This window comes from Bradyrhizobium sp. (assembly GCF_035652035.1).
Taxonomy (GTDB): Bacteria; Pseudomonadota; Alphaproteobacteria; order Rhizobiales; family Xanthobacteraceae; genus Bradyrhizobium.
This window is the reverse complement of record NZ_DASREO010000112.1, coordinates 81674-100783: the sequence shown is the minus strand read 5'-3', so window position 1 is coordinate 100783 and position 19110 is coordinate 81674. Positions and strand designations below refer to the sequence as shown.

The window sequence follows — 19110 nt, the reverse complement described above, 5'->3', positions numbered from 1 at the left end:
CCGCCCGGTTCTTTTTCAGGCGAGCTTGAGCATCGCCCGCGCCTCGGTGGCAGTTGCCACAGTGGCGCCGAGGTCTTTCAGGATTTGCGCCGCGTGTGCGACGAGTTCGGCGTTGCTCTTCGCCAGCACGCCCTTGGACAGATAGAGATTGTCTTCCATGCCGACCCGCACATGGCCGCCGAGCAGCCAGGACTGCGCAACCATCGGGAATTCAGAGCGGCCGATGCCGAAGCCGGCCCAGATCGCGCCTTCCGGCAACAGGTTGCGCGCGTAAAGCATGGTCTCCGGCGACGGATCGAAGCCGTATTTGACGCCGAGCACCAGCGTGCACAGCGGCGGGCCCTGCAAGGTGCCGTCCGCGATCAGGTCGCGGGCGAGGTGAATGTCGCCGGAATCGAACAACTCGAGCTCAGGCAGCACGCGCGCCGCGCGCATCCGCGCCGCCATCTTGCGGACGTTCGGCGGCGTGTTGATCACGACCTGCCCGCCGGAGTTCATGGTGTTGAGATCGAGCGTACAGATTTCGGGTTTGAGGATTTCGACGTGCTCGACGCGCTTTTCCGGCACCATCAGCGTCGTACCGGGGCCAGCAACCTTCGGGTCTTCGTCTGACGGCACAAACCGCCCGCCGGGACCTGTCGTCAGGTTGATGATCAGTTTGGGATTTTTCGCGCGAATGCGGTCCATCACGTCGCGGTAAAGGTCGATCGACATCGAGGGACGGCCGGTCCCGGGATCGCGAACATGGATGTGCGCGATCGAAGCCCCCGCCTCGGCGGCTTCCAGCGCGCTGCCGGCGATCTGCTCTGGCGTGATCGGCAAATAAGGCGACTGCTCGGGGCGGGTGATATTGCCCGTGATCGCGCAGGTGATGATGACTTTCGGGTGCGGTTGATACGCCACGGCGCGGTGCCTTTATCGGCTCTTAAGGGTTCAGGTCTTCTTTTCGGCCGGCTTTTTCTTCACCGTTGCCGCCTTGGCTTCCGCCGCCTTCAGCTCTTCGAGCGCATTCCTCATCGCGCGCGCGTAACTGTCCGCGGCATTTTCGGCTGTGATCTGCAACCGCCGCGCCGCCGCGCCGGCGAGCAGCAGCATGTCCTTCGCGGTCTGCTTCAGGCGCGCCTTGCCCTCCTTGGTCTTGGCCTTGGCGGCCAAACCGATCAAGCGGGCCTGCCGCTTCTTCGCCTCCGCCATCAGCGCCTTGTGCTGCGTCTTTCCGATTGCACGGATGACGGCATCAAGGTCTGTATCGGCCATTTCTCAATTCCTGAAAATGTGACGTGAATCCATACGCCGGCGACCTGCCGGCGTCCGGGTTCAATCATATCGCATTTTCTTTGGCTAGTACCAATTGCCGCTGCGCGGACGGCCGCCCTTCCCGAAAGGCCTTACAAGGATCGTGATTTGGCATCATCCGGCCAATCGTCCTGCAATCTCCGAAAACGCCCTTCCGGGCGATCGAGCCAACCGGCCGAGTGAGCGTACCAGCGTGTTTTGCCCTTGGGCTGTTTCGTTGGGTACGAAGGGATCGGTGAAGCATCTGGCGCCAGCCGCCTTCGCAATCTTTGCTATCTGCGCCGTCATGGCAGGAGCGCCCGAAACATAAACCAGGTCCTCCGGCGACAAGTTCGGCAGATGGTCGGTTGGGCGTCCGGTTCGAATGGCGGCCGAGACGTTCTGGGGCTCCGACACGGTCGGAATGATGGTGACGTTGGGAAACAGTGCAAGGCGGCACAGCGCTGCATGCATGTAGAGCGACTTGAGCTTGCGCGCAGCAACCACGAAAATCAGCTCGCGCGTGGGGCGTTCCATGATCGCCGCGACCGCAACGGACCACATTGGCGCAAAACCTGTGCCGCTCGACGCAAGTACGATACCGCCGCTGTGCTGGGGCCTGAGAAAGGCATGACCGAACGGTCCCGACACCCTTACCCGGTGTCCGACGCGGATCGCCCGGCCGAGTTCGGAGGATACGAGACCATCGGCAAACTTGCGGATGTGGAAGTGCATCAAGTGCTTCCTTGGCCGCCCCTCCAACGGATAGGTCGGGCTGTAATTCCGGGCCGGGAATCCGAAGAATTGCACCTTGCAGAATTGACCGGGAAGATAGGCAAACGGCCCTGGCAACTCGATATCGACGCCGAACACGTCCGGCGACAGGCGAGTAATCGCGGCGACGCGGCCGGAAGTGGAAACCTGATCGGGAGCGCGTTCGGTTTCGATCTCGATGTCGGAGATGAGCCGCGCCTGACAGGCGTGAATCATCTCGTCATCTTCGTTCCGACCGCCGAAGACCCGTCCGTTGACAAGGCGCACACGACAGGCGCCACAGATCCCGCTGCGACAATCGTGAGGCAGGTCGACGCCGTTGGCGAGCGCGGCGTCGAGCAAAACGTCGCCGCATTTGGCCGGGAACGACTTTTGATTCAGGGTTACCTGACAGGTTCTTTTCATCACTCCACCTCTAGCCGGATCGGCCTCACATGCCGGGTATGCCGGATCTGACTGTGATCGAAAGCGGCAACCCGCATGAAAATGCCGCTTCTGATCGGAACGTCGTATTCACTGCCGGTATCGAGACGTCGAGCGACTTCGAGCGCCCAACGCCCGGATGCCCATCGCGCCGCGCATCTGATGTCGGCGCGATCACCGGAAAATTCACCTGAAATGATGACCCCTGGGATGGTCGCGCCCACCGGAATTTGGGCATCGTCGGCCGCCGAATATGGCGTGGATTCGGACTCGGTCATGAACCAGCGGCTGCCATCCTCGTCGCCGTGATTTTGATCGAAGTCGATATGCCCCATGGCTGCGGTCGTCGCCGCGACGTCCCTGGGCAATCTGAGCGGTGCGACGAGCCGGCGACCGTCGGGAAAATCTTCTTCGATGGCAAAATTGTCGGCGTAGTTGGCAGTGCCTGGATCGGGCGAGAAACCGCCCCTGTACGGAATGATATGGCGCACTTGCATTGGCGTCGGCTCCAGAGGCGGCCCAAAGTGAGCGTCGTCCATCCAGCCGGTCGAACCGCTTGTCGCCTTCCACTCCCAAACGTCAGCGTAACCTGCCGTCGAGAAGTGCAACCCGCGGCCGGTCATGGTCTCCGGCGCGCCCGCAACCGGATGGGTACCTGCGTGAAAAGTTCGATCACCTGCCAGCGTCGCATCCGCCGCAGTCAGGAGAACCGAAAACTTGTCTTCGTGGAATTCGTGTTCGTCTCCGTTCTCGAGACCATCATGAAGAACGCGCCAGCCTTCGGCCCGCTTGACGAGCGGAAACTGCTTGAGCGAGCGCGTCGGATCTTCCCATATGAAAAGAAAGTAGGCCCAATTCTCATCGTGCACCGCGCGAATTTCGACCCGCGTTTCCCCCCTGCCCTCGAAATTTCCTCCCTCGCTGGTCGTCACGAAAAAGGGCACGGCCTTGCGCCAGGCCCGATCTGAAGTGTCTCCGTCCAGGACAGGCGCGTCCGCATGGTCGATCTTGCGGATTTCCAGACGGTCGACGGCCAGCCGATCGGCGGCCAGCATGAACGACGTGCCGGTTATTGCGACGGCCAGGGCAACCACGAGCGGATTGGCATGGAAAGTGGGATGCCGACGCCTCGAACCGTTCCTTTCGGCGCGCGCCGCCCCTCGCGCGATCGGAGACGGCGCGTCTCCATGCTTCCGCACGGCGCGAGTTGACAGGTCGGCCGGGGGCCGCTGCCGGTTCGCGACATCCACGCCCGGTGCAATGCTGCTCGGCGGTTCAGCCGATCGTTCGGCCAACATCGTCAGCAACTCTACTGCGTCGAGCTCTTTTGGTGGGGGTGGCAATGCAGCCGGCCGAAGAATTCGAAGCAATTGCGACGATCCACCGATCTTGAAATGCGTCAAGATATGGAGCCCGACAAACGCCAGTATCACCCACATCGAATACCAGTGCAGTGCAGCCGCATCATATCCGGCCGCAATGCCGAAATAGAGCGCCCCGCCGCTTGCCATCAGGAGCAGCATTGCCACGAAGAATACCCAGCACAGACAAACATTGGCCGCACCCAATCGGGCTTCGCGACGGCCGAACAATCCCCGCAAGCGTATGCCGTCAGGCCTGATGCGACGGACCAGACCGGACCTGATCATGTAGACGATATAGGCCAGTGCGACCCCCACAAGTATCGACGCTGCCTGCATGTGCAGCATCCACACGCTTTCCTGCGGCAGCAAGACGTCGAACAGATTGATCCACCGGTGGCCCGGCATTTCGGTGGCAATGCGCAGCCCGCTGAGAAACGCGGCGCCAAAAGCGCCGACGAGCAACCAATGCAGGATGATCGTGCCGTAGTCGGTCTTGCGGTCTCTCATTCGCGAGCTCCATTCTCGGGGAGCTCGCTGCCTCTTCGCACCACATATTTCTTGCGTTGCAAGTCGGCATTGTGCGCGTCGCGCATCACTGCACTTCGCCACGTCGCGCCGACTTGCGGTGTGCTCCACCGACCACGCTGCAAGAAGAGAAGCCTGCCAACCAATTGAACATCCCCAACTGCGATCCGCCGTGCCGGCGAACAAAAGATCCCTTCTGACTGGCGGCCCCCGCCGCGATCTTGTTTGTTCACATCGACCGAATCCCAGCGTCTCGTCATCGCGACGAGACGCCGGCGATCGTGAAAACGTCATCCCCACATGTGATGGAAATGATGCGCATCGGCTCCGAAGTTGTGGTTGCCGAGGTCGGCGCCGGACGACGATCCCGTGTCGGCGCCCGCAGCCGGCGCGGCGTTCGCCGCGTTCGCTCCGGGCTGCGCCGCCGGGTTTGCGGCCGCCGTTTGCAGATCGCCGAGCAACGCGGTGAGGCCGGTATTGTGGCCGCCAGCCGCTTGAGCCACCGCCTGGAGATCGGCGATCACGGCCTGAGCGCTGGATTGGCCGCCACCCTGAAGCAGCGCAATCAAATCACTCACCAGATGGTTGCCGCCATCTCCCGCCGACGGCGTTCCCGGATCCGGTGTCCCGGCCGGAGGTGTCGTTGCCGGTGGAGTCGTCGTTGGAGGCGTTGTCGGGTCCGGATTCGGCGTGACCGCGGTGGCTTGCGCGGCCGAGATCACATTGGCGTAGGTGTTTCCGTCCGCCTGGAGGTTGTTGCCGCCAACGTCGGACGCGTTTGTGGAAAGCTGCTGCACCGCTGCGTTGACCTCGCCCGCATTGTGGGTTTGCAGGCCGTCGATCAGGGCATTTGCCGCTGTGCCGGCCGTTCCATCCGATCGCAGTTCGTTCCAGAACCGCGCCGAATACAGCCCGCCCTGCGACTGATCGAAAGCGTTCGCGTTGCTCTCGAAGGTCTGTATCTGCGTGACGAGTCCCGCAATATCGCCCTTGAAGCCGTTATTCTCGATGGTGGTCGCCATCTGTCCGAGATGGTTGCTGTCCTGAATGAACTGCGTGAGGAACGTGGTCTGGGCAGCGTTGTCGAGGAAAGGTGCGGCCGGCGTGTTGGTGCCCGGCAGCGGCGTTGGGTTGAAGATCGCCTGCACGCCGGCGTCGCCCTGCGCGATATCAATAATGTCTCGATGGATATCGTTGATGGCGCGCCCGACATATTGCCCGAGATTCGTCCCCAGGATGGACGTTCCGGTCGGCGAGTTTGCAAGTTCGACGCTCGCGATCTCTTCGTTGAGCTGGTTGATGATGACGTGCGTGTGCAGATCGGTCAGATTGTTGATCTGGGGATCTGCCGCGCTGAGATCCTGCTGCACCCCGACAAGATCCGAGACGATCGCGCTGACCTGGTCCGGGCCAATGCCGCCGATCTCGCGCGTCGTTGCGTCGTTAAACAGGTCCGTTGCCGTTAAAGCCATTGACTTTCTCCCACTGTCCTCAGTTGCTCACTACACTGATTGTCGCCGCTGCTTCTGTTGATCGCGGCTGCCACCCCTGGCGATGCTGTGACGCGCTTTAATCGAAGTCGCAAAATAGAGCGGCTTCGTTCGAGCGAACGCCACATTGAACGTCGTTTGGATTTGCGCCGCGCTTCGTGGCGGCTTTCAGCCGACAACGGGGCCAAGCGGGAGAGAAGTAAGGTAATAGCGTGGCCTTCGTCAAAACCACCGGAAAATCACGGACAATAATCGCATGATAATCGCGAGGCGGGATTTCGTCGCGGCTTCACCGATCTGGTGTACCAGCGAAAGCGGATCGCGCGACTTAACTTGCCACGATCATCACAACGTTTATGCGCGCGTGTCGCATTCTCGCCGAAAAATGGTCAGCATCGATCTTCAATCAGGTCCTGCTGCGCATAACAGGGGAGAGACGCAGTCATGAGTTCCGCTCAAGCGGGGACACAGGAGGCTACTCTCAATCGGAGCTTTTCCAGCCTTCTTTCCGCGCCTTCGTCCGACGATCCTGTCGCGCTTGGACTGCGCGACAGCGCGCGACGCATGATCGGCATCGCCATATTCAGCGGTGTGATCAACGTCCTGATGCTGTCAGGATCACTTTATATGCTGCAAGTGTACGACCGGGTCATTCCGAGCCGCAATCTGGCGACGCTGCTCGGCCTCTCGCTCATCGTGCTGTTCGCCTATCTCGTGCAGGGATATTTCGACGCGCTGCGCGCGCGAATGCTGTGCAGGGTGGGTACACTGTTTGATGCGAGCCTGCAGCCATCCATTCATACCGCGCTCGCGACCTTGCCGCTGCGTGGCGCGAAGCCCATGCTGATGCAGCAGCCTCTGCGCGATCTTGATCAGGTCCGCAGTTTCTTGTCCGGCATGGGACCCACGGCCTTTCTCGACATGCCCTGGATTCCGCTCTTCCTCACGGCTTTGTTTCTGTTTCATCCGGCAATCGGACTGACGGCCCTGCTGGGCACAGCCGCAATCATCGCGATGACATTGCTGTCGGAGCGTATTTCGCGCGGCGCGGCCAAGGCCGCGATGGACTCCAGTGCGCAACGGCAGGTATTGGCGGACGCGACGCAACGCAACGCCGAGGTGATCCGGGCGCTCGGCATGTCGAAACGACTGTCGGAACGCTGGATGTCGGCCAATGAGCGCTATTTGCAAGAGAACATCCGCGTCACCGACGTCAATTCCAACCTCGGATCTGGCGCAAAGGTGCTGCGCTATGTGCTTCAGTCCGGGATGCTTGGGATCGGCGCCTATCTTGTCGTAGCCGACCGCGCATCGGGCGGCGTCATGATTGCCTCCTCGATCATGATGGGCCGTGCGCTTGCACCCGTCGAAATCGCGTTGGGATCTTGGAAGCAGCTCGTTGCCGCGCGCCAGGGCATCGCCCGCCTGCGCGAGATCTGCAAGGCAACGGCGGCTCCGCCCGCGCCGCCTGTCGTTCTGCCGCGTCCCCGTCGGGAGCTTTCGGTCAAGGACCTTGTCGTCTGCGCGCCCGGGACCACAAAGGCCATCGTCTCGAATGTTTCATTTTCGCTCCAGGCCGGCATGGGCCTGGCATTGCTGGGTGCCAGCGCTTCAGGCAAGACGTCGCTTTCCCGGGCATTGGTGGGAATCTGGCCGGCGCAGCATGGTGTAGTCCGGATCGACGGCGCCGCGCTCGACCAGTGGGGCGAGCATCTCGGCCAATATATCGGCTATCTGCCGCAGGACGTGGCCTTGTTTGACGGCACGGTCGCCGAAAACATCTGCCGCTTCGATACGGATGCCAACTCGCAGGCCATTCTGAAGGCGGCGCAGATCGCAGGCGTGCACGAGATCATCCTGCGATTGCCCGATGGTTATTCGACCCGGATCGGCCAGGGCGGCATGTCGCTCTCCGCGGGCCAGCGTCAACGGATCGGACTGGCGCGCGCGGTATTCGGCGACCCATTCCTGATCGTGCTCGATGAACCCAATGCCAACCTCGATGCCGATGGCGAGAATGCCTTAAGTCGCGCAATCGAGCGAATGCGACAGAACGGATGCATCGTGATCGTCATTTCCCATCGCCCCAGTGCGCTCGCCGCGCTGAACATGGCCATGGTCCTTTACGAGGGCAAGGCGATCGCGTTTGGGCCGCGCGAGGAGATTTTTGCGCGCGTACGTAACGCTTCGGCCAAAGCTCCTGCCCCAGCAACGTCACCTTCATCGAACCCGCTGACATCGCGCCGGCAGGCAACTGAGAGCGTTTAAGCCATGTTGAGCGAGAACACCGCAGCACAGCTCGACGACACGATGTCCGATCGTTGGGCCAATATCGGGAATGATCGCGGCGTGGGGCCGCAAGGTGCTGCGTTGATTATGGAGTTACAGCGTCTCCGGCAAGCCCTCGAGCACGACCAAGCGGAGGCTCCTTCCGAACCCAGGCGCGGCGCATCTTCGACCGTCCATCGAAAGTCCGCCCGGCCGAAAGGCCGGCAGAAAGGAAAGATGGGACGGGTGATCGATGCTTGCCTTGAGCAATTCGGGCTTGCGTCCCTCGCCAGATCAACACACGCGAAGGATCCCAAGCCTGACGCCGCTTCCGCTCCTCAATCGCGCCGGGACGGACCGGAGATCGCGTCCGATGCTCCCTCGATGATCGATCTCGAGCCGGACCGGCTCCAATTGAAGAACACATTTCAATCGATGCAGATCGACAGCCCTCCGATGCAACTTCCGCCCGCCAGTGGTGGAGAACGGTCACTTATGGCGAACCGGCTGGTTGCCGTTTGCCAGGACGGCCTGAGCGCGTCCATTTCCTTTCTCCTCAATAGCGAAGGCGCTGCGGAGAGCGCCGTCTCCAAAGACGCCAATCTGGCATTTCGAACAGACCGCTCCCTCGAACGGGAATTGCGGACGGGTCTTCGCGTCTTGCTTATCGTCGGTCTGCTGGCCGGCGGCTGGGCTGCGCTCGTGCCGCTGGCGGGGGCCGTTGTCGTGCCGGGAAATCTCGTCGTTCAATCCAACGTCAAAACCGTGCAGCATCCGACCGGCGGGGTCGTCGCGGAGATCGCTGTCCAAAACGGCCAGCGGGTGAGCCGCGGTGATCTGCTCGTGCGCCTCGACGCGACGCAGGCACAAGCCAGCCTTCAGGTGATCAGCAAGCAGCTCGATGAGACGCGGGCACGGATCGCACGCCTCGTGGCTGAACGCGACGGGCTGCGGCAAATTGCGGTCCCCGGTGAATTGGCAGACCGGGCGGGCGAAGACGTCATCAAGGCTTTGTTGACATCCGAGCAGTCCCTGTTCACGGCGCGCAGCAATGCACGCAGAAGCCAGATCGACGTTTTTCAAAGCCGCATTTCCCAATTGGGCGAGCAGATCGCGGGCCTCGATGCCCAGGTCGAGGCCAAAACCAAGCAGTTGGACCTGATTGCCGGCGAGCTGACCGGAGTGCAGGACCTCTATGACAAGCACCTGGTGCCGCTGGCACGACTAACCGCCCTGCAGCGAGAGAGCGCGCGGATCGAAGGCGAGCGCGGCCAACTGACGTCATCGATCGCGGAGACGAGGTCCAAGACCGGCGAAGCGCAGCTTCAGATTTTGAAGCTCGAACATGATTTCCGCTCCGACGTCGTCAAGGAATTGGGTGAAAGCCAGGCGAAGGAAGCCGAGTTCGTCGAACGCAGCACCGCGGCCCGCGACGTTCTGGACAGGATCGAAATCCGCGCGCCGGCGTCCGGCGTCATTCAACAGCTTTCCGTTCACAGCATCGGCGGGGTCATTCGCGCCGGAGACACGATCATGGAGATCGTCCCTGATCTGGATGACCTGCAGATCGAGGCGCGATTGCCACCCAACGACATCGATCAGGTACGGATGGGCCAGAGCGCATTTGTCCGCTTCTCAGCCTTCAATCAGCGTGTCACGCCGCAAGTCGGCGGCACCGTATCTTACGTTTCGCCCGATACCAGCCGCGATCAGCAAACCAATACGCCCTACTTCACCGTCAGGGTCTCACTCCCCGAAGACGAGCGGCGCCGGCTGGCGGGTCTTCAGCTCGTCCCGGGCATGCCGGCAGAAGTCTTCATGCAGACAGGCAGCCGGACGATGATGAGCTATCTCCTCAAGCCGATCGCCGACCAGATGCGGCGCGCCTTCGTCGAGCGGTAGTGCTGCAGCCCGCGCAAAAACCCCGCTCCATCTATGCGATGAAGCGGGGCTTTGTCTTCTAGTGCCCACTTTCGGAAGTTCGTGTCCCGTCTCAGCAACCATTTTCACGAACTTCGGAAGTCATGGGCACTAGCAAATTTATGATTCTAGTGCCGCTTTCTATTTGACGTTCCTGGATCGAATTTGCCGCTTGTGGTGCAGGAACGTCAAATAGGCGGCACCAGGAATGATGCTTCTAGCTAGAAAGATGCATAAGCGTTGCGGAAGGCAATGGCTCCGGCGAGCGATCGTGGCCGGGTACGAACGGCGTGACCGTCATTGCCGCTCTCCACGATCCACTGTCCGTTCTCGCGACCGACAATCTTGCCGACGTGATGGCTCCAGACCACGATCGTGCCGACCGACGGGCCGCCGGCGTTGCTGCCATAGTGCGCCCACGATCGCGCGAGGTTGTATTGAGGGCCCGGATCGGCGCCAACCAGTTGGCGCATGTACCATCCGCACCAGGCGGCCGGCCGCCCTCCTGAAACCGCGTGCCGATAGCTTGAGCGCTCGTAGGTGGAGCGCCGATAGCTCGATCGCTCATAGCTCTGGTCCCCAAACCCGGAGCCGAAGCCCGAGTCCCCGTAGCCCTCGGCCTGTTGCCGGTAGTGGTGGTCGGCGTAGTGCCGATAATGGTGATGAGCATAGTGCCGATAGTGGTGATGCTGGGTTCGCGCTTCCGCACTCGTTGCAAATGCAAAAACCAATGCACTCGCGGCAACGAATCTACGCATACTGTCTTCCTTCGTATTGTTGAGGGGAAAGCGATCGCGTTTCGCGATCAAGGGCCTCGTGATCCAGGGAGGACCACTTCGCAGGCGGCCTCGACAACGAGGCCCGCCGTGCATTCAGCCGATGGCCTTAGAGAAAGCGGATGTGGCCTGAATGCGGCAAAGGAATGCAGCAATAACAACGAGATATGCGCACATGCATGGTCACGTTTAGGCACGTTTTCGTGAGCCAAATTGAAACTAAAGATCGTCGGATCGCCGCATGTCGTTCGAAAGTTGCCGACCTGCGGATAGATCGAAGCCGCGTGCGCAACGGCGCGTGAAGTGAGTAAACGATCACTGTCGGCAGCTCCAACAGTCGACCGCCTCCTCAGAATTCTTGTTCGCCCTCCGGGCTGACCGGCGCTGCCCCAGAGGTGACGGACAGTCGCCGTTTTTCGTCATGGTCCACGAAAGCGGGGTATCCAGCAGTCCAAACAAACGAGGCGCGAGCGTCTGCGTCATCAGATCCAGACTATCGAGCAGCATGCGGAGGCGAGCGAGCTTGCCGCCCCTGAACTATCTGCGCCGCCAGCCCCCTATGTGATCCTTCTCACGTTCCAAATCTGCACGGACATGCGATAGTGGCTGCGTCACGGCCTTGTCGGGAGGGGTATGCGCCACTGCACTTTGCTCCTTGTCGTTGTGGCTCTGCTGTTCAGCGCGGCTGCCCCGGTGTGCGCCGACACTCGCGTGGCCCTTGTGATCGGCAACGGCGCCTACGCGCACGTGCCACATCTGCCAAATCCGACGCATGATGCGCAGGATGTCGCCGCCGCCCTCAAGCGCACCGGTTTCCAGGTGATCCTCGGCACCGATCTCGATCAGGCCGGCATGCAGAACGCCGCCATCAGTTTTGCCCGCGCGGCGCGCACGGCTGATGTGGCCGCGTTCTATTACAGCGGCCACGCCATGCAATTTGCCGGCGTCAATTACCTGATTCCGGTCGATGCCGAACTGCGCGATGAAGCGGACCTGCGGCGCATGGCGCGGGTCGACGACATCCTCGGCGACCTGCAGCAGGCCAAGAACCTGCGCATCCTCGTGCTCGATTCCTGCCGCGACAATCCGCTTGCCGATGAGCTGAAGCGTTCGATCGGCACGACGCGCGGTGTCAGCATCGGCCGCGGCCTTGCCAAGATGGAGAGCCCGGACGGCACCATCATTTCCTATTCGACTCAGGCTGGCCGGACGGCGCAGGACGGCAGTGATCGCAACAGCCCGTACACGACCGCGTTCCTTCAGCACGTCGAGGACAAGGACGACATCGCCACCGTGTTTCATCGCATCGGCGCCAGTGTCTACCAGACAACCAAAGGCACCCAGGTTCCGGAATTATCGATATCGTTCTTTGGCGAGTTCTACCTGAACGGAAAATTGCAGGTCACGTCGTCGCCGTCGTCATCTCCTGCTCCGACTGACGCGTGCGCCAACGCCGAGGCGCACTGGAAAAGCGCGGAAGCGATCGGAACGCTCGAGGCCTATCAGGATCATCTTCTGCGCTTTCCCACTTGCACCTTCGCCGATCTTGCGAGAGCCCGGATCGACAGCCTGAAAAGCAAGGTCGCGGTTGCAACGCCGCAAGCAACAGCCATCGTCCCGTCAGGCGACATGACGTTACGCACCGGCCTTGTCGCTCATTGGCCCCTCGACGGCGCAAATACCAACATGACGACCAACACCGCGCAGGATCTGAGCGGCAACAACAACACCGGCATGCTGGTCCGAATGACTGCGACCGCCTCGCCTCGCGCTGGAAAGGCCGGCGCAGCGCTGACGTTCGACGGGACCAATTACGTCAAGACGTCCTTTGCCGGGATTTCCGGCAGGTCCGCGCGCACGATTTCATTATGGCTGAAGACGACGCAGACTTCGCCGCTGCCGGGGAAGAATACGTCGACGGTTCTGGCGTATGGCGATGCCCGCAGAAAGTGTGCGAGCCCGGGGTACTTCGTCGTCGCCACCAACGACAGGTTCGGCCGTTCCAACAACTATCACGGCATTACGGTCGATTTTCCCTGCCATGCGGCAGTCACCTATGATGCGGCGATCTACGACGACCAGTGGCACCATGTCGTCATCACCATGCCCGACGCGGGCACCACCTCGGATATCAGAGTCTATGTCGACGGCGCCCAGATGACGACCGTCAACGCCATGGGACCGGGCAGCATCAATACCGGCAGCGGCACCGACGTGCTGATCGGATACGACGCCTACCAAACCAACGGCGTCACCAATGGCGGTTTTCAGGGAGCTATCGGCGATGTACGCCTCTATAATCGGGCACTTTCGGCGCAGGAGGTCGCGCAACTCTACTCGAACGGCAACTAGAGCATGATGAGGTTGCTCCTTACCTTTACACTTCCTCACCGCGCCATCGATCGATACCTATGCGATCACGTCGATCCGGTGCTGAGGCGTCGGCTGATCGGCAACCTTGTCGGTCGTGCGGTAGGCTTCGCAGACGCGTATCGTTTCCTGCAATCGCGGGTCCCAGGATTTCCTTTTCAACGCCAATAGCTGAGCCCCCGTACTCGAACGCTCCGTTGCGCGCATCAGGGCGCGAAGCAAGACATAGGTCCCGACTGTCCGCAGCGCCCGGCCGGGGTTATTAGCTGCAACCTCTGCCCTCTCATCATCACGGCTGTTGCGAGCGAGATCCACGCTCATCGGGCACGGAAGCAGGCGCTCACGATCGCGCATGGCCGAAAGCAACGGACTGACTTCGTCGATCATGACAAAATCAGGTCCACTTGTGGACTCGCCAACTGAGGCCGATGCGAACTCCACCGGCATGTTCTCGAACCTCGCCTGATCTGCGCCAGACCTGACGATGTCGGCAAGGCCACTTCCGGCAAGATTGATCTAGATCAACGTTGCCAATCGCCCCGGCCGTCCGGGACTGTCATGTTCAAATCCCTGGTCGCGTGGGTATCTGTGCGCCGGCCGCAAGCCAGTCGCGATAGGTGCGGAATTTGATACCGAGCCTCTCGTAGTGGACCCGCAGATAGCCGTCGCTGCCGCGGGTGACCGCGTCCGGCATCAGGGCTTGCACTTCCTGCGCGATCACGCCGACATAGGCCTTGGTGCTTCCGAGATAGCTGAAGCGATAGTAGCCAAGGCCATTATCGAGACGGCCGAGGAGAACGATGTCGTGCTTCAGCACCAGATCGGATCGTCGGCCACCGCCGCCGCGACCACCTCCACCACCGCGGAATCCTCCGCCGCCTCCGCCGCGGACGCCGCCGCCTCCACCGCCGCGGACGCCACCTCCACCACCTCCCATGCTGGCAAAACTTTGCCTGCCGCGCGCGGAAGCAGCCCTGGCTGCGCCGCCCGACGACACATTGAGGCCGCCGCCTCGGGCGCGGTTTGAAGCAGCGGCGCGATTTCCAGCATTCGCCCGGTTACCAGCGTTGCCACGGTTACCGCCGCGATCTGCCGTGCCGGCGCGGTTGCCACCGCCTCGGTCACCGCGGTTTCCGGCGCGGTCGCCTGCACGATCACCGCGATCGCCGGCGCGATCGGCGACCTGGCCGCGATCGCCGATGTTGCTGGCGCGGTCGCCGACACCGGCACGGTTGTTGCCGGGATTGAGCACCTGCTGTCCGCCCTTGCCACGGAAATCCATCCGGTCGCTGACGCCGGCGCGATTAGTGTTGTTGCCGAAGCGGTTCGCGACGTTCGCGTTGTTATAGCGAACACCCTGGCGGTGCGCGGAATTGTGTTGCCAGACGTTGGTCGTCCGGTGATTGACATAGACGTTGCGATTGCCCCAGTTGAAACTGCCGCCCCAGTAGTTGCCCCAGCGGCCGATGGCCCAGGCGGTGCCGAAGGCGATGCCGGCTGCGACCATGCCCGCTCCGATGTAGGATGGGTAGCCGAAGTAATATGGCGGATAGGCCGCATACGGCCAGGCTCCAAACACCACTTCTGGCTGGTAATAGGGAACATAGACGGCGTTCGGATCGGTTTGCTGGATCACGATCACCTGCTTGCCTTCTTGCTGCTTGACCGTGACGGTCTGCTGCTTGTTCGACGACAGCTTGTCGTTGGCTCTCGCCTTTTCGCGCAGCCGCTGGATTGCATCCATCAGGTCGGCCTGCTGCGCCAGCATCGCGTCGCCGAGACTTTTGGTCCAGTCGAGCTTGTCGCTCATTGTGTCAAGCACCGTGGGAGTCGCCGTGAGCGCCTTGACGCTGTCGTCCCAGGACTTCTTGTCGATCTCGGCCTTGAGCGCGTCACCCTTGAGGTTTTTGTTCTCCTTGACCCAGCGATCGGCCTCCACGACTTCGAGTGGATAGGTCGAAGCCGCCAACATATTGGCAAGCAGCGCATCCGGATAGAGCGCGATGGGTGCGACAAGCGCTTCGAGTTGTTCGGGCTTCAAAAGTGTCTGATCAGGCTCGGCCGGCGTTGCGGATTGCTGTGCGCCCGCCCCGCAGGCTGTCGCGACCAGCAATGCCAAAGCTAGAACCGTCGTCCTGCAACGCGACATGGCTACGCTCCCTCAAGAATGACGCTTGGAGCAAAGTCCGTCTGACGGATGTCCGTGCATCAGTGCCCACTCAGGACCAATGTCTTGATCGGCAGTACCAGCGCCTGAATCCGCAACAGCAGGGCATGAACAAGACCAACGGTATCGATCGCGTGGAGTGCAAAGCCTCTGAGGGCCGAAGTGTCCTTTGATGCGATCTCTTCGTGATTACTGGTGTAGGCGTTGACGATACAGCTCGAGCCGGCGGTCACATCGGCCAGCCCGTTCTTGTCGAGCGGTTCGAGAAACGCGAGAATCGTGCCCGGCTTCGCCGCGCTCGCATCGATGAGCTGTTCCCCACCGCGGAACTGGCCGGCGGCGATGTAGTCCTGCACGCTAGTGATCACCATCGGGATGATCGTCCACGGCAGCGACGTGCATGCCGCCTCGGCCACCATTCCCGGCTTGAGCACTTGCGCCTCGATCTGCCCGAAACCGGCCTGTAGTCCGCGCTGGCCAGAGCCGTCCGGGATCAGAACGCCGGCTGGCCGCATCAGCGGATTGACGATATCGCCTGGTCGCAGGAAAAATTGCTCGACCCGTCCGTCGACGCCGGCGCGGATAATCGTTTTGTCCAGATCGACCTGAGCCTGATCCAGGGCCGCTTCCGCGCTTGCCCTTGCTGCCGGAAGAAGCGTCGACACCTGGGTTTCTTCGGATGTCTTCGCTGCGACGGCCGCATCGACGGCGGCCCGCCGGCCGTCGGCAAGAACCTGCAGCTTCTCGATGTCGCGCTGCGGCACGATGCCCGGACTACGCCGCTGCAGCTCGACCTTGACGTCCAGCTCGTCCTTGGCCTGCTTGTAGTCACTGTTGGCCTGCTGAAGCTGAGCCTCGGCCTTGACCACATCGACCTTCGCAGCGACGAGTTGGGCATCTATCTCGGCGACCTTGCTCTTGGCAGTTGCAAGGGCGGCCTGCTGCTTCGAGCTGTCGAGCGTAAACAGCACCGTGCCTTTCTTGACCGGCGCGGAGAAGTCCACCTTGACTTCGGCAACGCGCCCCGGCACCTCCGGCACGATCGGCACAGTCCTGAAGAACAGCGCAGCCGATGTCGTCGAGGGGTGGAAATAGAAGATCATGGTAATCAGAAGAACTGTGAGCATCACGCAGCCAACGATGCCCCAGCGAAGCTCGTACCACACGGAGAAAAGTGTGATCTCTTTGCCGAACCGTTTGCCCTGCGCATAACGGCGATAGAGATAATCCGGCACCAAGGTGAAGAGCGAGCACAGCATAAGCTCAAACATGGCGACCGACCTCCTTCGCGGGAACATTCGGCTGCTTCACCGCCGCCGCGGGGGCAGTCCGGATCACGGCTTGAGCCGGTTGATCAGCAACCGTCTCCTCGACAGGCGGCTCTGTGGGAGGACTCTCGTTTTCGGCGATCTTCTCGACGGAACCTGCAATCCGCGTCAGTGGCGTGCTGAAATCAGGCAGATCCACCAGCGCAAGCAGCAGGCCTGCGATCCAGAAGATATGCATGTGGGTGAAAAGCGAGATCAGCCCGAGCACCGCGACGAGCTCGAATTGCAGCTTCTGCGACTTGTGAGCCATTTGCTCCGGCAACGAATGAAGCCGCAAATAGAGATTGCCTACGCCGAGCACGGCCAGGACGAGAAAAATCCCCATCACGATCATCAGGACGTCCGTCTCGCCAGGCCGGGCGAGATAGAATGGCAAATGGTGAGGCGTCATCGGATGCAGCTGGTCGGTCAATGATCGTCTCCCGCCGTCGAATTTCCCCGGTATGCCGATAGTGCGACTCCATGGCCGCCGACGCTTGATCTGGATCAAGGCGACGAGTCCAAAGGGGGCCGTAGCGTGATCAAAGGCAATGGTGAGGAAGCTCGAGGAAGGGGCTACCATGTCCGGTAAGATCGACGACCTGATTCCGACCGCCCAGGAGATCCAGAAACAAGCCTCCATCAAGGAGGCAGAAAAAGCCGAAGAGCAACTCCGGCACATCACCGCAGCCGAGGAGGCGCAGCGCGCGCTGATCGAGAAGCTCAGTAAACCTTCGGGCCTCTCCGAAGAGGAAAAGATCAAACTCGCCTCGACGGTCATCCAGCGTGCGGTCCGCAACGGCTTGAGCGAGGTGCAGGTCTATCGTTTCCCGAATTCCCTGTGCACGGATCGCGGCCGGGCCATCAACCAGATGGAACCGGGCTGGCAAAAGACGCTCACGGGTATTCCGCTGGAGATTTATCAGCTCTGGTCCGATCATCTGCAGCCCCGCGGCTACCGCATCAGATACCAGATCATCGATTTTCCAGGCGGCATGCCCGGCGATATCAGCATCGTCCTTGCTTGGGGCGATTGATGCTGCCCCCAGCCAAGCCTGAGACTCTCCTGACTTGATGAAGATGTTCGTCGTCGCAATCGCTGATGACATCGCGCGCGGCCGTCAGGCGCCTGCGCGGGCTGAAGTTCCTCCGGCACGATAGGAACAACAGCCCGCGCGCTCAGGTCGTGCTCACTGCAACACAACCGAGACTCCGCCGACGGCTGCCGATACCTCAAGCCCGACTTTGCCGCCGGCCAGTTCCAGGACAACGCCTTTCTCATTCTGCAACGCCACGCCACCGGCGCCACCCGCCAGCGCACCGCCCGCGCCGATCACGCTGTAATGGCCCTGGATATCAGCCGCGGTGCGCAGATTCCTGGCTGTTCCGACAAACTGTGTGGTCGAGGCGCCGATCGTAAAGCCTACGCTCGCCCCGGAGACCGTGAACGGATAGCGATGGCCGCGGAAATGCAGCACGCCCTGGCCGCCACCGACGCCGACAATGAATCCGCCCTTGGTGAAGACCACGCGAACCTGTCCGGTCTCGGCCTTTGACGGCGACACGACGCCGCATGCGGACAGTACAAAAAGGGCAGCTCCAAGCAATCGAGTTCGGTAGTTGGTCATGGGTGCTTCTCCAATGTGAAATGAATATCAGTCCGGGGTCGAACGGGACTGGTCGAGGGTGATGACGACTTTCGTGATATTGGCTGACGCTTCGAGTCCGGCTTTGAATCCCTGCAACGTAATGATGACACCCTTCGCGTTCCTGAGCTGCACGCCGGCTGCCCCGCCGGCCAGCGCGGCACCCACACCGATCACGCTATACGTTCCGGAAAAATCGCCGAGATCGTTGATGTAGTCGGCGCGACCGACCAGCTTGTTAAGCGAGGCGCCAGCCGTGAGACCGATACTCAAGCCCTGCACGGTGAACGGATAGTTGCGGTGGCGATAGGTCAGAACTCCCTTCCCGCCTCCAGCCCCTACGACAAGACCTGCCTTGGCGACCGTGACACGAACAGTCCCGGTTATCGCATGCGAAGGCGCCGCCAGGCCGATGACGGCGGCGAGAGCGACGCCCGCGATCCAGTTGGCTCGACGAACGAGCATGGGTATTTCCCCTCAGAAGACGGCAAGCAGCAAAGCCAGCGCCACGACAGAAATGAGCAGGAGCGACGTGAAGACGTTTTTCACAGCCACTCCCGCCTCATTCCGCAGCGGGTCGAAACGACGCCGGCTCGCGGATGAGGTGAGCGACTCGCTGCACGTACTGTTGATCTTGGACTGGATCAGCACGGAATTGCGTGATGTCTTGTGACCTGGATGCCGTAACGCATCGCCAGAAGTCCCTTGACCTGCGTGTCGTCAAAGGCGGCGGTGCCGCACACCAGCGTTCCTGCGCCTGCTGTGCCATGACGATCTCCCAAGCTGACCTTTGTGGTGGCGGCCA

17 protein-coding genes are annotated in these 19110 nt (G+C 61.4%); 4 read left to right on the top strand and 13 right to left on the bottom strand.

Features of this window, described 5'->3' with window-relative positions:
- Positions 1-15: 15 nt before the first annotated feature.
- From VFB05_RS31515 to VFB05_RS31495, 5 genes are all read right to left on the bottom strand, one after another.
- The gene (locus VFB05_RS31515; protein ID WP_325019992.1) at positions 16-903 is read right to left on the bottom strand and encodes a 3-keto-5-aminohexanoate cleavage protein; all 888 of its coding nucleotides are present in this window, start codon (positions 901-903) and stop codon (positions 16-18) included.
- Between the two features lie 30 nt (positions 904-933).
- Positions 934-1257, bottom strand: coding sequence for a hypothetical protein (locus VFB05_RS31510; RefSeq protein ID WP_325019990.1), 324 nt, complete (start codon positions 1255-1257; stop codon positions 934-936).
- Positions 1258-1410: 153 nt separating this feature from the next.
- Entirely contained in the window at positions 1411-2454 is a 1044-nt protein-coding gene (locus VFB05_RS31505) for a 2Fe-2S iron-sulfur cluster binding domain-containing protein (protein ID WP_325019988.1), read from the bottom strand.
- A complete protein-coding gene (locus tag VFB05_RS31500) occupies positions 2454-4547 on the bottom strand; it encodes an ethylbenzene dehydrogenase-related protein (protein WP_325019986.1) in 2094 nt (697 codons plus the stop codon). Before VFB05_RS31500 ends, VFB05_RS31505 begins: the two co-directional genes overlap by 1 nt.
- A gap of 104 nt (positions 4548-4651) precedes the next feature.
- A complete protein-coding gene (locus tag VFB05_RS31495; protein ID WP_325019984.1) occupies positions 4652-5833 on the bottom strand; it encodes a hypothetical protein in 1182 nt (393 codons plus the stop codon).
- 582 nt (positions 5834-6415) lie between these two features.
- Here VFB05_RS31495 and VFB05_RS31490 point away from each other — a divergent pair.
- Both VFB05_RS31490 and VFB05_RS31485 read left to right on the top strand, forming a co-directional pair.
- Positions 6416-8119: a type I secretion system permease/ATPase gene (locus tag VFB05_RS31490; RefSeq protein ID WP_325020072.1), complete on the top strand. Its 1704-nt coding sequence runs from the start codon at positions 6416-6418 to the stop codon at positions 8117-8119.
- Positions 8120-8122: 3 nt separating this feature from the next.
- Positions 8123-10021, top strand: coding sequence for an HlyD family type I secretion periplasmic adaptor subunit (locus VFB05_RS31485; protein WP_325019982.1), 1899 nt, complete (start codon positions 8123-8125; stop codon positions 10019-10021).
- A gap of 239 nt (positions 10022-10260) precedes the next feature.
- On the opposite strand, the gene VFB05_RS31480 is transcribed toward VFB05_RS31485, so the two are convergent.
- On the bottom strand, positions 10261-10797 hold the full coding sequence (locus VFB05_RS31480; protein WP_325019980.1) for a hypothetical protein: 537 nt from the start codon (positions 10795-10797) through the stop codon (positions 10261-10263).
- A gap of 729 nt (positions 10798-11526) precedes the next feature.
- Here VFB05_RS31480 and VFB05_RS31475 point away from each other — a divergent pair.
- Complete coding sequence (locus VFB05_RS31475; RefSeq protein WP_325019978.1) at positions 11527-13167, top strand: caspase family protein; 1641 nt, start codon at positions 11527-11529, stop codon at positions 13165-13167.
- 57 nt (positions 13168-13224) lie between these two features.
- On the opposite strand, the gene VFB05_RS31470 is transcribed toward VFB05_RS31475, so the two are convergent.
- The 4 genes from VFB05_RS31470 to VFB05_RS31455 form a co-directional block, all read right to left on the bottom strand.
- Positions 13225-13572, bottom strand: a complete 348-nt coding sequence (locus VFB05_RS31470; protein ID WP_325019976.1) for a hypothetical protein — start codon at positions 13570-13572, stop codon at positions 13225-13227.
- A gap of 175 nt (positions 13573-13747) precedes the next feature.
- Positions 13748-15334 carry a DUF3300 domain-containing protein gene (locus VFB05_RS31465; protein ID WP_325019974.1) on the bottom strand — a complete coding sequence of 529 codons (1587 nt, stop codon included), beginning with the start codon at positions 15332-15334 and terminating at the stop codon, positions 13748-13750.
- Positions 15335-15393: 59 nt separating this feature from the next.
- Positions 15394-16623 carry an HlyD family secretion protein gene (locus VFB05_RS31460; protein ID WP_325019972.1) on the bottom strand — a complete coding sequence of 410 codons (1230 nt, stop codon included), beginning with the start codon at positions 16621-16623 and terminating at the stop codon, positions 15394-15396.
- On the bottom strand, positions 16616-17092 hold the full coding sequence (locus VFB05_RS31455) for a hypothetical protein (RefSeq protein ID WP_325019970.1): 477 nt from the start codon (positions 17090-17092) through the stop codon (positions 16616-16618). The genes VFB05_RS31460 and VFB05_RS31455 overlap by 8 nt, the downstream gene beginning before the upstream one ends.
- 148 nt (positions 17093-17240) lie before the next feature.
- Between VFB05_RS31455 and VFB05_RS31450 the strand changes: the two genes are divergently transcribed.
- Positions 17241-17696, top strand: a complete 456-nt coding sequence (locus VFB05_RS31450; protein WP_325019968.1) for a hypothetical protein — start codon at positions 17241-17243, stop codon at positions 17694-17696.
- Between the two features lie 153 nt (positions 17697-17849).
- Here VFB05_RS31450 and VFB05_RS31445 read toward each other — a convergent pair whose 3' ends face one another.
- From VFB05_RS31445 to VFB05_RS31435, 3 genes are all read right to left on the bottom strand, one after another.
- A complete protein-coding gene (locus VFB05_RS31445; RefSeq protein ID WP_325019966.1) occupies positions 17850-18287 on the bottom strand; it encodes a hypothetical protein in 438 nt (145 codons plus the stop codon).
- Positions 18288-18314: 27 nt separating this feature from the next.
- Positions 18315-18770, bottom strand: coding sequence for a hypothetical protein (locus tag VFB05_RS31440; RefSeq protein ID WP_325019963.1), 456 nt, complete (start codon positions 18768-18770; stop codon positions 18315-18317).
- Between the two features lie 179 nt (positions 18771-18949).
- Positions 18950-19087, bottom strand: coding sequence for a hypothetical protein (locus VFB05_RS31435; RefSeq protein ID WP_325019961.1), 138 nt, complete (start codon positions 19085-19087; stop codon positions 18950-18952).
- Positions 19088-19110: the final 23 nt, after the last annotated feature.